This is a genomic window from Citrobacter sp. MGH106 (genome assembly GCF_001037495.1).
In the GTDB taxonomy this organism is placed as follows: domain Bacteria; phylum Pseudomonadota; class Gammaproteobacteria; order Enterobacterales; family Enterobacteriaceae; genus Citrobacter; species Citrobacter murliniae.
The window spans coordinates 545,188-560,145 of record NZ_KQ089822.1 but is presented as its reverse complement, the minus strand read 5'-3'; the positions used below and the strand labels follow the sequence as shown (position 1 = coordinate 560,145).

The following is a 14,958-nucleotide window of genomic DNA, read 5'->3' as shown; positions in this document are numbered from 1 at the left end:
ATTAGCTTGCTATTATTTTAAGTGTGCGTTCAGAAATGGTTGCTAAAATGAGTGCACAAGCCGAATTATTAAATGATGTCCCCGAGAATACTTATCGCAGCTCGTCTCAACAGCACGATCCCCGTAGCCATAATGATGACCCGCTATTAGATAGTTTGCTTATTCTCTGCTCTCTGCACGGTAAGCAGGCCAGCCGTTCAACATTAAGCAGCGGCCTGCCATTAGAAAACAATCAACTCACGCTGAATATTTTTCCACGTGCTGCGGCACGAGCTGGTTTAAAAGCGCGAGTGGTAACACGCTCACTCGATAAGATCCCAGCGATGTCTTTGCCTGCCATCCTGATACTGCGTTCCGGCGGAACAGGTGTGTTGCTGGCATGGAACGACGATGGCAGCGCCCGTTTTATGCCCAGTGAAAGTGAAGGCGGGGAAATATGTGTCGATTTAACAACGCTTGAACACAACTATGGCGGAAAGGCTATTTTTGCTCACCCGCGCCACGAATTCGATTTGCAGACAGAAGCTTTTCTGCCTCGTACTAAATCCTGGTTTAAAGACACGCTCAGGCTATCACGCTTTCTGTATCTGGATGCTGTGCTGGCCAGCCTGCTGATCAACCTGATCGCTCTCGGCACGCCGCTTTTTACCATGAACGTCTATGACCGCGTTGTACCGAATCAGGCTACGGTCACGTTGTGGGTACTGGCAGTGGGAATCTGTCTGGCCTTTATATTTGATCTGATTTTGAAAATGCTGCGCGGCATCTGCCTTGATATTGCCGGCAAAAAGAGCGATCTCATTATTTCATCGACCTTGTTCGAACGCATTGTCGGCATGGAAATGAAAGAGCGCCCACCCCGGGTGGGTAGCTTCGCGCAAAACATCCATGAGTTTCAGTCTCTGCGTGACTTTCTCTCGTCACTCACATTGACGACGATTATTGACCTGCCTTTTACCCTGCTATTACTGATTGTCATTGGCATCATCGGCGGCGCACTGGCATGGATCCCCGTACTCACGCTACCCATTGCCCTGCTGTGCAGTTGGGCACTGCAAAACCCGGTCAATGCTGCGGTGGCAAAAACCATGAGCCTGGCCAGCGAACGCCAGGCGCTGCTCATTGAGACACTCAGCAGTCTGGACGCCATAAAAGTGAATAATGCGCAGAGCGAACGCCAGTTTCAATGGGAACAAACGTTGGGTAGCCTGAGCCGCCTGGAACTCCGGGTAAAAACTTTATCCAGCCTGGCGAGCAACCTGACTGGCTGGTTCCAGCAAATTTCAGGCGTCGTGATGATCGTCGTCGGCGTGTACATGATTATCGGCGGTAAACTGAGTATGGGGGGGTTGATCGCCTGCTATATGCTTAACGGCCGCGCATTAATGCCGATGGGTCAGCTTACCGGCCTCATTGCACGTTATCAGCAGGCAAAGCTGACCATCAAAAATACTGACAAGATGATGTCGCTGGCACAGGAACGTCGTGCAGATGAAAGCCCGCTCAATCGGGAACAGTTACAGGGCAGCATTGAATTTCGCGATGTAGATTTCAGTTACCCGGAACAAAAAAACCTGACACTGCACAAAATAAATCTGACCATTCAGCCAGGTGAACGTATCGGTATTATCGGGCGTAGCGGTTCAGGTAAAAGCTCTCTCAGCAAACTTCTCGTCAATCTTTATCAGCCCTGCGCCGGAAACATTCTGATAGACGGTATCGATGCCCGCCAGTTAGACGTTAACGATCTGCGTCACAGCATCGGCTACGTGCCACAGGATATCCAGTTATTCAACGGAACACTGCGGGACAACCTGCTGTGCGGAGCACGATATGTTGATGATGAAACCATGCTGCGTGCAGCGGAACTGGCAGGGGTCAACGATTTTGCGCGCCTGCATCCTGATGGCTATAACCTGCAGGTCGGCGAACGCGGCTCCCAACTGTCCGGCGGGCAGCGCCAGGCGGTCGCATTAGCCCGCGCGCTGTTACTTGCTCCCCCTATTCTACTGCTTGATGAACCCACCAGCTCAATGGATAACACCAGCGAGGAGAGGCTTAAACATGCTCTTGCACCTTGTATCGCGGGTAAAACATTATTACTGGTCACCCATCGCGCCTCTATGCTGTCGCTGGTTGAGCGCCTGATTATTGTTGATAAGGGACGTATCATCGCAGATGGTCCAAAAGCGGTGGTGATGGATGCGTTAAAAAAGGGGCAGATAAATGCTTCTCACTGAGATCCTGACTCGTGCTCGCCACTATATGCAGCGCTACTTTCGCGGCCGCGATGAAAATCAAACCGACAGTATCAATGAAGTCAGTTTGGCCATTATTGATGACGCCCCCAGGGTTATTCGGCTCACGCTGTGGGTGATCCTCACGTTGGTTGTCCTGTCTTTCGTGTGGGCTGGTTTTGCAAAAATTGATGAAGTGACGCGCGGTGAAGGCAAAGCCATCCCTTCGTCCAAACTACAAAAAATACAGAATCTGGAAGGCGGGATCGTGACCCGGCTTTATGTCCACGAAGGGCAAATCGTCAATGCGGGTACTCCGTTACTGCATCTTGATGACACGCGCTTTGCCTCAAACGTAGGTGAAACAGAGGCCGATAAACTCGGTTTACGGGCGAAGGTAGAACGGCTGACAGCGGAAGTGGAGAACCGGGATTTTATTATCTCGCAAGACATTGCGGCTCAAGCGCCTGACGTCGCCAGGGGGGAAACCGAGCTGTATAACAGCCGTCGGGAACAGTTTCGCAACGAAATATCCGGGCTTGAAGAACAACTGGTACAGAAAAAACAGGAGCTACGAGACGTTGAATCGAAGCAAGATCAGTTTAAGCACAGCCTGGACTTAATCCGCCAGGAGATCAAAATGTCGGAGCCTCTGCTCGCTTCAGGCGCAATTTCTAAAGTCGAGCTGCTGCGCCTGCGCCGCACTGAAGTGGAAACCGCCGGGCAGTTAAATTCGACGAACCTAACGCTTCCCAAAGCCTCGTCAGAGATTAAAGAGATTGAGAATAAAATCGGCGAAAACCGCGGTCGTTTTCAAAGCGATGCGCTCGCACAGTTGAACGAAGCCCGCACCAATCTGAGTAAAGCCCAGGCCAGCGTAAAAGCCCTCGAAGACAGAGTTAACCGAACCATGGTCACGTCACCGGTGCGTGGTATCGTCCAGCAGGTGATGGTGAATACAATCGGCGGAGTTATTCAACCGGGAAGCGACCTGGTTGAAATCGTCCCACTGGATGACAAGCTCCTCATCGAAGCCAAAATACAGCCTCGTGATATCGCCTTCCTTCATCCAGGACAGCATGCAATGGTGAAATTTACCGCCTACGACTACACCATCTATGGCGGTCTGAAAGGTGAAGTGGTCCAGATAAGTCCTGACACTGTTACAGATAAACAAGGCCGAAGCTTCTACGTTGTTCGCCTGCAAACGGACAAAAACTACCTGGGGACAAAAGAGCATCCAATGTTGATCATTCCAGGCATGGTCGCGACTGTCGATATTCTAACCGGCAAGAAAACGATTTTAAGCTATCTGCTGAAACCGATTCTTCGGGCGCGCGCAGAAGCGCTCAGAGAGCGTTAATCACTTACTGTGCCCCTTTCATTAAGTCAGGGGCGCGTATATTCAGGAAGGGGTATAGGAAGAGAGTTTCCCGCGATTCAGGATGATTTTTCCGTCACTCACCAGCTCCTGTAACACCTTATGGATCGCGCTTCGGGAAATATGGTTTCGCGTCAAAATGAAGGTATACACAGATGTTTTTTCGCGCACATCCGGAGCCATCGCCCAAATGAACTTTACATGTTCGATAATCAGTTCGCGGATAGTGCGGTGAGACTGCAACGTTTCGCGCTGGAAATAGCGTTGCAGATGGTGCGTTAAAATATCAAACGCCTGCTTCCACAGATTTTTAGCGGTGAACAGCAGATCGGCATTCTGCACGCTCATTGCCCACATTTCGCAATCTGTATCGCAGCGTAAATAGTGTCCAGCTACCTCCGTTCGCATTTGCGGTAGCCCCAGAATCGCTGGTGCGGAAATACTCACTGTCACTAGATCATTTTCTACACGATAAACAGAGACCGTCCCTTTCTCCAGAAACAAGATATTTCCATCGACTTTCAGATCAATACGCTGGCGTTTTTTCCGTAAGGATAACCAGGCACTGTCTGATTTTTTGATTTCTTCACCGATAAGCACTACAGACTTTTCTATTTCGTTCTGGAACATGGGGCTCTCTAACGCAGTTTTATGTTTTACAAAAAAACAGAAATAAAAATAAATGTCAGCCTGAAAATATGCTGACATTTATTTCCATTTACATTAATCGTGTTAATCCGTATACATCGCACTACAGATACTGCAACAACTTAACTATTATAGTTTAACCACCATGCTTTCCCTGGTGCAGTGGCGCGTTAACGGCGTAAGCCATATTCTCGCGTGGTGGTGCCAAACAGTATATTGCGCTGTCCATAGAGAATTAATGCTTATCACCTTTGTAGCCATTATTTCTTCTTTCTCCTCTTTACGCAATAGCCAAAAATATACAATTCATTGATTTTAATATGTTTTATTTTCATTAAAAAATTATCGTTGTTGTTATATTATGATACTAAAATGAAACACTTCATGGCTCTTGCTGCAAAACTGGCAGGCATTGGTGCCCTTTAGCCTCGAGTGTTTTCAATACTGACCAACCATTGGATGAATCATCAAGAGTAGAGACACCATGTCCGAGACTGGTACCGTCAGTTATCTGATTGAAAGAAAAATAATCTTTACACCAGCCACACAATACCTGGCGAGAGTGGACCAACCTGAGCAACAGATAAAGCTCAAGCAAACAGCATCTTTATGTCTTTTATTACTTATTGAAAATCAAGGAAAGGTTGTCTCACAGAACGAACTGCTGGAATTTGGCTGGGGTGAAAATCATCGTCAGGCGAGCTTCAATGCCTTCTACCAGAGCATTCTCTCGCTGCGTAAAAGTTTTCTTCAGTTAGAACTGGATCCGTCCTTTATCACAACAATAAAACGCAAGGGACTGATTATTAATGAAGAGATTAGGATTGAGGAGATAGAAACTCCGCAAATTCTCGCTTCAGTAGCAGAGGAATCATGCGTACTAAACGCTGACCTGACTGAATTCTCTGATGAGACACCGCATAAGCCGCTGATAACCAAAACAGAAACGATGCTCATCGCACTCACTATTATCATCTGTGGTTTGATACTGTACCCACGAACTGCCAGCGATGATTATTTTTCAGGCTATATCACCGCACAAAATAACCCTACTGATTGTCAGTATTATTTTAACCATGATGCCAGCAATTTCACCCGGCATACCTCTTTTATCGACAGAAACCCTGGGTTATGTCAGAGCAATAAATATATTTATATAACAACCTATCCTGAATCCAAAAAGTTGTCGGTGATCCTTTGCCGCTCCCCAATGCAGAGAGAGCAGAAAAATACTTGTCAGTCTATCTATTACCCACGGTACGATAGTTAATGAATATAAATATTCGCACTCCCCGACTCCGAATACAAACAGGTATTATCCTGCTACTTTGTGTCGTGGTTATTATTCTCACTGCGTTTTATCAGCACGGTAAAAATCATAATCATCTGCATAATCTTGCCTGCCGGGCAACTATTGAAATAGTACGCAATACCGCCTCATTTCGTGGGGTCATTGATATCAAAACCGGGGATAGTAAAGGCATTGTGAATATTGATGGCATTATCAAAGATGCAACGAATAATGATCAAACCGTGCAACGAATGGTGCTCTTTACACACTCCAGTTATGGTTCAAGTCCGGTCTGGGTATCGCAGGAAATCCATATCTCAAATCGTGAAACAGCTCCCACCAGTATTATTCAGGAGCTACTCCCCGATTTATTCCTGACCAACACAAGCATCTCCAATGTCGATCTATTCGCCATGAATAGTGAAACATATCTGATTACTAAAGAAGGGATCCCTTATCTTTACTGCCAGAATTACGCGTTGCCAGGAAATGAATAATGGCTCAGCTTTCTGACGCCAGCTCCCCGGATATCGGTTTTATCGTCCGGTTCACGATGACCGGTTGACTCATCCTCGCATTGCGCTAAATCCCACGGATGAATCTCTGGGGTGGTCGGTGATAAGATACCCCATTCAGGCTGAGCCTAAGCTCGCCGTTACTGCCTTCAGGCTGCTTTCGATATAAAAATTTATGGGTTTATGTGAGTTTACAGGGGTTCACATGAAACGACCCTGGTACCCAAAAAGATTAAAAAAACGAGCTGAATCAATATGAAAGAGTCACTTGATACGGACTTCACCAATCACACCCCCATGATGCAGCAGTATCTCAAGCTGAAGGCTCAGCACCCGGAGATACTGCTGTTTTACCGCATGGGCGACTTTTACGAGCTGTTCTACGACGATGCAAAACGTGCGTCGCAACTGCTTGATATCTCGCTAACAAAACGCGGTGCGTCTGCAGGCGAGCCGATCCCGATGGCGGGTATTCCTCATCACGCGGTGGAAAACTACCTCGCCAAGCTGGTCAATCAGGGCGAGTCAGTCGCCATTTGCGAACAGATTGGTGATCCGGCCACCAGTAAAGGGCCGGTTGAACGCAAAGTTGTACGCATCGTAACGCCTGGCACTATCAGCGATGAAGCGCTGTTGCAGGAACGTCAGGACAACCTGCTGGCCGCCATCTGGCAGGACAGTAAAGGCTACGGCTACGCCACGCTGGACATTAGTTCTGGCCGTTTTCGCGTCAGTGAACCCGCCGACCGCGAGACCATGGCAGCTGAACTGCAACGAACCAACCCGGCGGAACTGCTGTATGCCGAAGATTTTGCAGAAACATCACTGATCGAAGGTCGTCGCGGACTGCGTCGCCGTCCACTGTGGGAATTTGAGATAGACACCGCCCGCCAGCAGCTTAACTTGCAGTTTGGCACGCGGGATCTGATTGGCTTTGGCGTCGAGAACGCTCCGCGCGGGCTATGTGCCGCAGGCTGCCTGCTGCAATATGTAAAAGATACGCAGCGTACTTCTCTGCCGCATATTCGCTCCATCACCATGGAACGCCAGCAGGACAGCATCATTATGGATGCTGCTACTCGCCGTAATCTGGAGATTACCCAGAATCTGGCGGGAGGCGTAGAAAACACTCTGGCCTCAGTGCTCGACTGCACCGTCACCCCCATGGGCAGCCGTATGCTTAAACGCTGGCTGCATATGCCGGTACGCGACACTAACGTCCTGACTGAACGCCAGCAGACTATCGGTGCGCTCCAGGATGCCACAGCAGAGCTACAGCCAGTGCTGCGTCAGGTTGGTGACCTGGAACGTATTCTGGCCCGCCTGGCACTGCGCACCGCGCGTCCACGCGATCTCGCCCGTATGCGTCACGCCTTTCAACAATTACCGGAACTGCGCGCACAACTGGAGAGCGTTGATAGCGCTCCGGTACAGATGCTGCGCGAGAAAATGGGCGAATTCACCGAGCTGCGTGAACTGCTGGAACGCGCCGTGGTTGATGCACCGCCAGTGCTGGTCCGCGATGGCGGTGTCATCGCGCCAGGCTATAACGAAGAGCTGGACGAGTGGCGCGCACTGGCTGATGGGGCAACTGACTATCTGGACAGACTGGAGATCCGCGAGCGCGAACGAACCGGCCTGGACACGCTGAAGGTTGGATTTAATGCCGTACACGGTTACTACATTCAGATTAGCCGTGGGCAGAGCCATCTGGCCCCCATAAACTACGTGCGCCGCCAGACTCTGAAAAACGCCGAACGCTACATTATTCCTGAGCTCAAAGAGTATGAAGACAAAGTACTGACCTCAAAAGGCAAAGCACTGGCGCTGGAAAAACAGTTGTACGATGAACTGTTCGACATGCTGTTACCACATCTGGCTGATTTGCAGCAGAGCGCCAGCGCGCTGGCAGAGCTGGATGTTCTGGTCAACCTGGCCGAGCGTGCATATACGCTGAACTACACCTGCCCGACTTTCACCGATAAACCCGGAATTCGTATTACCGAAGGTCGTCATCCGGTGGTGGAACAGGTGCTGACAGAGCCGTTTATTGCCAACCCGTTAAGCCTTTCGCCTCAGCGTCGGATGTTGATCATCACCGGCCCGAATATGGGGGGTAAAAGTACCTATATGCGCCAGACTGCGCTGATTGCGTTGCTGGCCTATATCGGCAGCTATGTTCCGGCACAAAAGGTGGAGATCGGCCCAATCGACCGCATCTTTACCCGCGTGGGTGCTGCAGATGACCTGGCTTCCGGCCGTTCAACCTTTATGGTCGAGATGACTGAAACTGCCAACATCCTGCATAACGCCACCGAGAACAGCCTGGTTCTGATGGACGAGATTGGACGCGGTACGTCAACTTACGACGGCCTGTCGCTGGCATGGGCATGTGCAGAAAATCTCGCTAATAAAATCAAAGCATTAACGTTATTCGCAACGCACTACTTCGAGCTGACACAATTACCGGAGAAAATGGAAGGCGTTGCCAACGTGCATCTGGACGCGTTAGAACACGGTGATACCATCGCCTTTATGCATAGCGTACAGGATGGTGCAGCAAGTAAGAGCTACGGCCTGGCAGTGGCTGCATTGGCAGGTGTACCGAAAGACGTTATCAAACGTGCGCGACAAAAACTTCGCGAGCTGGAAAGTATTACACCAAATGCAGCCGCTACTCAGGTAGATGGTACGCAAATGTCGCTGCTTTCCGCTCCTGAAGAAACCTCTCCAGCCATCGAAGCTCTGGAAAATCTCGACCCGGATTCCCTGACGCCACGCCAGGCGCTGGAGTGGATCTATCGGTTGAAAAGCCTGGTTTAACAGGACGATGCCCTTATCAACCGGATGAGGCATTTACTCCTCCATCCGGTAATTGAGACTTCATACCTGCGCAGGTAAAAGAAAAAGGCCAGTCTCTCGACTGGCCTTTCTTGATAGAACTTTGCTTACTCGCGGAACAGCGCTTCGATATTCAGCCCCTGAGTCTGCAGGATTTCACGCAGACGACGCAGGCCTTCAACCTGAATCTGGCGAACACGTTCACGGGTGAGACCAATTTCACGGCCCACATCTTCCAGTGTCGCAGCTTCATATCCCAGCAAACCGAAACGACGTGCCAGCACTTCACGCTGTTTGGCGTTCAGCTCGAACAGCCATTTGACGATGCTCTGTTTCATATCATCGTCTTGCGTAGTGTCTTCCGGACCGTTTTCCTTTTCATCGGCCAGAATATCCAGCAACGCTTTTTCGGAATCGCCACCCAGCGGGGTGTCTACCGAGGTAATGCGCTCGTTGAGTCGGAGCATACGGCTAACGTCATCAACCGGTTTATCCAGTTGTTCTGCAATCTCTTCTGCGCTCGGTTCGTGGTCCAGTTTATGCGACAACTCACGCGCGGTACGCAGATAGACGTTCAGCTCTTTTACAATGTGGATCGGCAGTCGGATAGTACGGGTTTGGTTCATAATCGCCCGTTCTATCGTCTGGCGGATCCACCAGGTTGCGTATGTTGAGAAGCGGAACCCGCGTTCCGGGTCAAACTTCTCGACGGCACGGATAAGCCCCAGATTGCCCTCTTCAATCAGATCCAGCAATGCCAGACCACGATTGCCATAACGACGGGCAATTTTAACCACCAGACGCAGGTTACTTTCAATCATGCGACGGCGAGAGGCAACATCTCCACGCAGTGCGCGACGCGCAAAATAAACTTCTTCTTCGGCTGTTAACAGTGGTGAATACCCAATCTCACCAAGGTAAAGCTGAGTCGCGTCCAACACACGCTGTGTGGCCCCTTGCGATAACAGCTCCTCTTCAGCCAGGTCGTTATCACTGGGTTCCTCTTCACTCAAGGCTTTTTCATCAAAAGCCTCTACTCCGTTCTCATCAAATTCCGCATCTTCATTTAAATCATGAACTTTCAGCGTATTCTGACTCATAAGGTGGCTCCTACCCGTGATCCCTAACGGAACTAGCAAGTGAAAGCCTGGTTCCGCCGAATTATCGCTGCGGTAAATAACGCAGCGGGTTTACGGATTTCCCCTTGTAACGAATTTCAAAATGCAATCGTGTTGAACTGGTTCCGGTACTACCCATGGTAGCTATTTTCTGCCCCGCCTTGATTTCTTGTTGTTCCCGGACCAGCATCGTATCGTTATGGGCGTAGGCGCTCAGGTAATCATCGTTATGTTTGATGATAATAAGATTACCGTAACCACGCAGTGCGTTACCGGCATATACGACGCGCCCATCTGCGGTCGCGACAATAGCCTGTCCCTTACTGCCTGCAATGTCGATCCCTTTATTGCCACCCTCAGTAGCCGCGAAGTTTTCGATCACTTTGCCGTCAGTCGGCCAGCGCCAGGTAGAGATTGGCGCGCTGGTAGATGTTGAGCTTGCAGTCGATTCGGTTGTGCTAACTGCTGGAGCCGTTACTGGCGCTGTGACAACTGTCCCAGCAGGCTTGTTGTTCGGCAACATTTTGTTAGCACTTTGTTCACCTGAATCCTCAGAATACGTAATTGTTGGTTTCGAAGCAACAGCAACGGTGGAATTTTGTGCAGGGTTGGTCACAACTCCTTGCTGTGCTGCATCCGCCTGAGTGATTGCATTACCACCGGTAATCGGTGCACCCGACGCGTTGCCCACTTGCAGAGTCTGCCCCACATTCAGGCCATACGGGGCCGGAACGTTATTTCGTTGTGCGAGGTCACGGAAATCGTTCCCGGTAATCCAGGCAATATAGAAAAGCGTGTCACCTTTCTTAACCGTATAGGTACTGCCGCCGGTATAACTACCTTTCGGAATGTTCCCATACTTACGATTGTACACAATACGACCGTTTTCCATCTGGACCGGTTGTTCCGCAACGGGTTGGATCTGTCCGGACTGAGTGACCGGACGCTGCACCGGTTGGATCTGTGGCGTTTGCTGTGCTGTCGCCGTTGTGCCCATTTTTGGTGGAGGCGTAATTAGCATGCCGGAGCTGGTGTTCGTTGAGCCGCCACCGCCAACAGAACTGACCGGCGCTGGTGGATTCGAGGTGTTAGAACAACCTGCCAGCCATAACGAAACCAGTGACAATGCCGCAATGCGGCGAACGGTAAATTTGTGGCTTCCCGCGCTCATTTATCCCCCAGGAAAATTTGGTTAAAACCCGTGACGTAATCACCGTGCAAAGCATCGGGCTGGACACTGGAAAACGTGACCACGATACGCTTACTAATTCCAGAATATCCAGGAAAACTCCAGGTATTCAGAACCTGTATCTACGCTAATTCCCCTTTCACTAAGGGAACAAAACGTACGGCCTCCACGGTGTCGATAATAAATTCGCCCCCCCGACGACGCACCCTTTTCAAAAACTGGTGCTCATCACCCACGGGTAGGACGAGAATGCCGCCTTCATCCAACTGCGTCATTAATGCTGTTGGGATCTCCGGCGGAGCTGCCGTCACAATAATAGCGTCAAATGGGGCTCGCGCTTGCCAGCCTTGCCATCCATCACCATGACGAGTCGAAACATTGTGTAAATCGAGCTGCTTCAGACGACGTCGCGCCTGCCATTGCAAACCTTTGATCCGCTCAACGGAACAAACATGCTGCACCAGATGCGCCAGAATTGCCGTCTGGTAACCAGAACCGGTACCAATTTCCAGCACCCGCGATTGTGGCGTTAACTCGAGAAGCTCGGTCATGCGGGCAACCATATAGGGCTGCGAAATCGTCTGCCCCTGGCCAATCGGCAGGGCGATGTTTTCCCAGGCCTTATGCTCAAACGCCTCATCAATGAATTTTTCACGCGGCACGGCAGCGAGCGCATCAAGGACATGCTCGTCTCTGATGCCCTGCGCACGTAATTGTTCAAGAAGAGTGTGTACGCGTCTGCTTACCATTGCGTGTTAACTCCCACGCTGTCTAACCAGTCAGAAACGACCTCATGCGCACCGTAAGCGGTTAAATCGACATGCAGCGGAGTGACCGAGACATAGCCTTCATCTACGGCAGCAAAGTCCGTATCCGGCCCGGCATCGCATTTTTCTCCCGGCGGTCCAATCCAGTACAGCGTGTTACCACGCGGATCCTGCTGTGGAATCACTTGATCCGCCGGATGACGACTACCACAGCGAGTGACGCGAATGCCTTTAATCTGATCCAGCGGCAAATCCGGTACATTAATATTCAGAATGCGCCCGGTTCGCAGCGGTTCACGGCTCAGCGCCCGCAAAATACGACAAGTTACCGCCGCGGCAGTATCGTAATGTTTATGACCGTCAAGGGAGACGGCCAGCGCAGGGAATCCCAGGTGTCGCCCTTCCATTGCCGCAGCGACAGTCCCTGAATAGATAACATCATCGCCCAGATTAGGGCCTGCGTTAATCCCGGAAACCACAATATCCGGGCGCGGACGCATTAACGCGTTTACGCCCAGATATACGCAGTCAGTAGGTGTTCCCATTTGCACAGCGATATCGCCGTTATCAAAGGTAAAGGTGCGAAGCGAGGATTCCAGCGTCAGCGAGTTAGACGCGCCACTGCGGTTACGATCCGGGGCAACTACCTGTACATCAGCAAACTCACGCAGCGCTTTCGCCAGCGTTTGTATACCGGGTGCATGAACCCCATCATCGTTACTCAGCAATATACGCATAATCACCCATTGTGTTAATAAGTTCCCTTACAACACTGGTGGCGAAGCTACCTGCCGGTAGCCAGAAGCGCAACTCAACGGTTACATCATCCCACCAGTTCCAGCTTAATTGTTGTGGATACAGCAGCATAGCGCGACGCGATGCTTCAACTTTTTCACGTAATAACAAAGACTGCAGCGTGGTTTCATCAGCAATAGCAGCCTCTTCAAACGCCAGCGCATCGCGCTGAGTTCCCCACTCACCGCTGCCCGGTAATGCTGCTGTAATCATTAATTCTTTTTCATCGACACGACGCTGTAATTCAGCCTGTTCTTCCGCTGTCGCGACAAACCAACTTCCTCGTCCCGACAATTGTAGCGCATCGCCGTCAACAACTTGATTAAAGTCTGTTTTTTTCAACCGTTCGTTGACTATCTGATTAAACAACGCGCTGCGGGCTGCCGACAACCAAAAACTGCGTTTATTGCGATCGCGCACCGGAGCATCACTTTGTGCCCAGCGTAGCGCCCCTTGCAGGTTACTGCCGCCAATGCCAAAACGCTGCGCGCCAAAATAGTTCGGCACGCCGCGCTCGCTAATTGCCTGCAAACGCGCTTCAACGTCATCACGTGCGCTGACTTCGCGCAGAACCAACGTAAATGCGTTACCTTTCAAAGCGCCTAAACGCAGCTTACGCTTGTGGCGGGAGTACTCCAGCACTTTACAGCCTTCAAGCTCAAATTTGCTTAAATCAGGCATCGTATTGCCCGGCACGCGCGCGCACAGCCACTGTTCCGTGACTGCATGCTTATCTTTCTGCCCGGCAAAGCTCACTTCACGGGCATGGATTTTCAGGAATTTAGCCAGCGCGTCAGCCACAAAACGCGTGTTACAACCATTTTTCAGGATGCGAACCAGAACGTGCTCCCCTTCACCGTCCGGTTCGAAGCCTAAATCTTCGACAACCACAAAGTCTTCCGGATTTGCTTTCAGCACGCCACTGCCTTGTGGTTTACCGTGGAGATACGTCAGAGCGTCAAATTCAGTCATTTCGTTGCCTTTATGAGTAAGGCCACCGCTTCACAGGCAATCCCTTCCCCACGTCCGGTAAATCCGAGTTTTTCCGTGGTGGTCGCTTTCACGTTAACATCATCCATATGGCAGCCGAGATCTTCGGCAATAAATACACGCATTTGCGGAATGTGCGGCAGCATCTTCGGCGCCTGAGCAATAATAGTCACATCCACATTACCAAGGGTATATCCTTTGGCCTGAATACGGCGCCAGGCTTCACGCAATAATTCGCGGCTATCCGCCCCTTTAAAGGCCGGATCGGTATCCGGAAAGAGTTTACCAATATCACCTAACGCCGCTGCCCCTAAAAGGGCATCGGTCAGTGCATGGAGTGCAACATCCCCATCAGAATGCGCCAGCAACCCCTTTTCATACGGGATGCGCACACCACCAATGATAATTGGGCCGACGCCTCCAAAGGCGTGTACGTCAAAACCGTGTCCAATTCGCATTATGCATTCTCCAGATGGGTTGTTCGGGTCAGATAAAATTCGGCAAGCGCCAGATCTTCCGGGCGGGTGACTTTAATATTGTCAGCGCGCCCTTCGACCAGTTGCGGATGAAAACCACAATATTCCAGCGCCGAGGCCTCATCTGTAATGGTCGCGCCTTCATTTAGCGCCCGGATAAGGCAGTCGTGTAACAGCTCACGAGGAAAAAACTGCGGCGTCAACGCATGCCATAAATCAGTGCGATCTACCGTATGGGCGATGTCTGTTTTGCCCGGCTCCGCACGTTTCATCGTATCTCGCACCGGTGCGGCAAGGATACCGCCAGTACGGCTGGTTTCACTTATCGCCAGCAAACGGGATAAATCGTCCTGATGCAGACACGGCCTGGCAGCATCATGCACCAGTACCCATCGGGCTTCCCCGGCGGCTTGCAAACCGGCAAGAACCGAATCGGCGCGTTCATTACCGCCATCGACAACGGTGATTTGCGGATGTTGGGCCAGAAGAAGTTGGGCAAAGCGGCTGTCGCCAGGGTTGATGGCAATGACGACTCGCGTCACCCGGGGATGCGCGAGTAGCGCATGGACCGAGTGCTCAAGAATGGTTTTATTACCAATTGAAAGGTACTGCTTAGGACACTCTGTTTGCATTCGGCGGCCAAACCCGGCAGCCGGCACCACGGCGCAAACGTCCAATAAAGTGGCTGCCATGTTAGATCCCTGGATGGT

The 14,958-nt window shown here is 50.8% G+C and carries 13 protein-coding genes; 5 read left to right on the top strand and 8 right to left on the bottom strand.

Features of this window, described 5'->3' with window-relative positions:
• Positions 1-47 precede the first annotated feature (47 nt).
• Both SK36_RS02515 and SK36_RS02510 read left to right on the top strand, forming a co-directional pair.
• Complete coding sequence (locus SK36_RS02515; protein WP_223307008.1) at positions 48-2,240, top strand: type I secretion system permease/ATPase; 2,193 nt, start codon at positions 48-50, stop codon at positions 2,238-2,240.
• Complete coding sequence (locus tag SK36_RS02510) at positions 2,227-3,600, top strand: HlyD family type I secretion periplasmic adaptor subunit (protein ID WP_048220669.1); 1,374 nt, start codon at positions 2,227-2,229, stop codon at positions 3,598-3,600. The genes SK36_RS02515 and SK36_RS02510 overlap by 14 nt, the downstream gene beginning before the upstream one ends.
• 42 nt (positions 3,601-3,642) lie before the next feature.
• Here SK36_RS02510 and SK36_RS02505 read toward each other — a convergent pair whose 3' ends face one another.
• The gene (locus tag SK36_RS02505) at positions 3,643-4,248 is read right to left on the bottom strand and encodes a helix-turn-helix domain-containing protein (RefSeq protein ID WP_045449769.1); all 606 of its coding nucleotides are present in this window, start codon (positions 4,246-4,248) and stop codon (positions 3,643-3,645) included.
• 502 nt (positions 4,249-4,750) lie between these two features.
• Here SK36_RS02505 and SK36_RS02500 point away from each other — a divergent pair.
• The 3 genes from SK36_RS02500 to mutS all read left to right on the top strand — a co-directional run bounded on the left by SK36_RS02500 (position 4,751) and on the right by mutS (position 8,895).
• Positions 4,751-5,536, top strand: a complete 786-nt coding sequence (locus SK36_RS02500; RefSeq protein WP_048220668.1) for a winged helix-turn-helix domain-containing protein — start codon at positions 4,751-4,753, stop codon at positions 5,534-5,536.
• Positions 5,536-6,054, top strand: coding sequence for a hypothetical protein (locus tag SK36_RS02495; protein ID WP_045446774.1), 519 nt, complete (start codon positions 5,536-5,538; stop codon positions 6,052-6,054). The genes SK36_RS02500 and SK36_RS02495 overlap by 1 nt, the downstream gene beginning before the upstream one ends.
• A gap of 273 nt (positions 6,055-6,327) precedes the next feature.
• Entirely contained in the window at positions 6,328-8,895 is a 2,568-nt protein-coding gene (gene mutS, locus SK36_RS02490; RefSeq protein WP_045446776.1) for a DNA mismatch repair protein MutS, read from the top strand.
• Between the two features lie 125 nt (positions 8,896-9,020).
• Here mutS and rpoS read toward each other — a convergent pair whose 3' ends face one another.
• From rpoS to ispD, 7 genes are all read right to left on the bottom strand, one after another.
• Positions 9,021-10,013, bottom strand: coding sequence for an RNA polymerase sigma factor RpoS (gene rpoS, locus SK36_RS02485; RefSeq protein WP_000081498.1), 993 nt, complete (start codon positions 10,011-10,013; stop codon positions 9,021-9,023).
• A gap of 61 nt (positions 10,014-10,074) precedes the next feature.
• Positions 10,075-11,157, bottom strand: a complete 1,083-nt coding sequence (gene nlpD, locus SK36_RS02480; RefSeq protein WP_223307009.1) for a murein hydrolase activator NlpD — start codon at positions 11,155-11,157, stop codon at positions 10,075-10,077.
• Between the two features lie 185 nt (positions 11,158-11,342).
• Entirely contained in the window at positions 11,343-11,969 is a 627-nt protein-coding gene (pcm, locus tag SK36_RS02475; protein ID WP_045446783.1) for a protein-L-isoaspartate O-methyltransferase, read from the bottom strand.
• Complete coding sequence (surE, locus tag SK36_RS02470; RefSeq protein ID WP_045446786.1) at positions 11,963-12,724, bottom strand: 5'/3'-nucleotidase SurE; 762 nt, start codon at positions 12,722-12,724, stop codon at positions 11,963-11,965. The genes pcm and surE overlap by 7 nt, the downstream gene beginning before the upstream one ends.
• Positions 12,705-13,754, bottom strand: coding sequence for a tRNA pseudouridine(13) synthase TruD (gene truD, locus SK36_RS02465; protein WP_045446790.1), 1,050 nt, complete (start codon positions 13,752-13,754; stop codon positions 12,705-12,707). The genes surE and truD overlap by 20 nt, the downstream gene beginning before the upstream one ends.
• Positions 13,751-14,230, bottom strand: coding sequence for a 2-C-methyl-D-erythritol 2,4-cyclodiphosphate synthase (gene ispF, locus SK36_RS02460; protein ID WP_003034167.1), 480 nt, complete (start codon positions 14,228-14,230; stop codon positions 13,751-13,753). The genes truD and ispF overlap by 4 nt, the downstream gene beginning before the upstream one ends.
• Entirely contained in the window at positions 14,230-14,940 is a 711-nt protein-coding gene (gene ispD / locus SK36_RS02455) for a 2-C-methyl-D-erythritol 4-phosphate cytidylyltransferase (RefSeq protein ID WP_048220667.1), read from the bottom strand. Before ispD ends, ispF begins: the two co-directional genes overlap by 1 nt.
• Between the last annotated feature and the right edge of the window lie 18 nt (positions 14,941-14,958).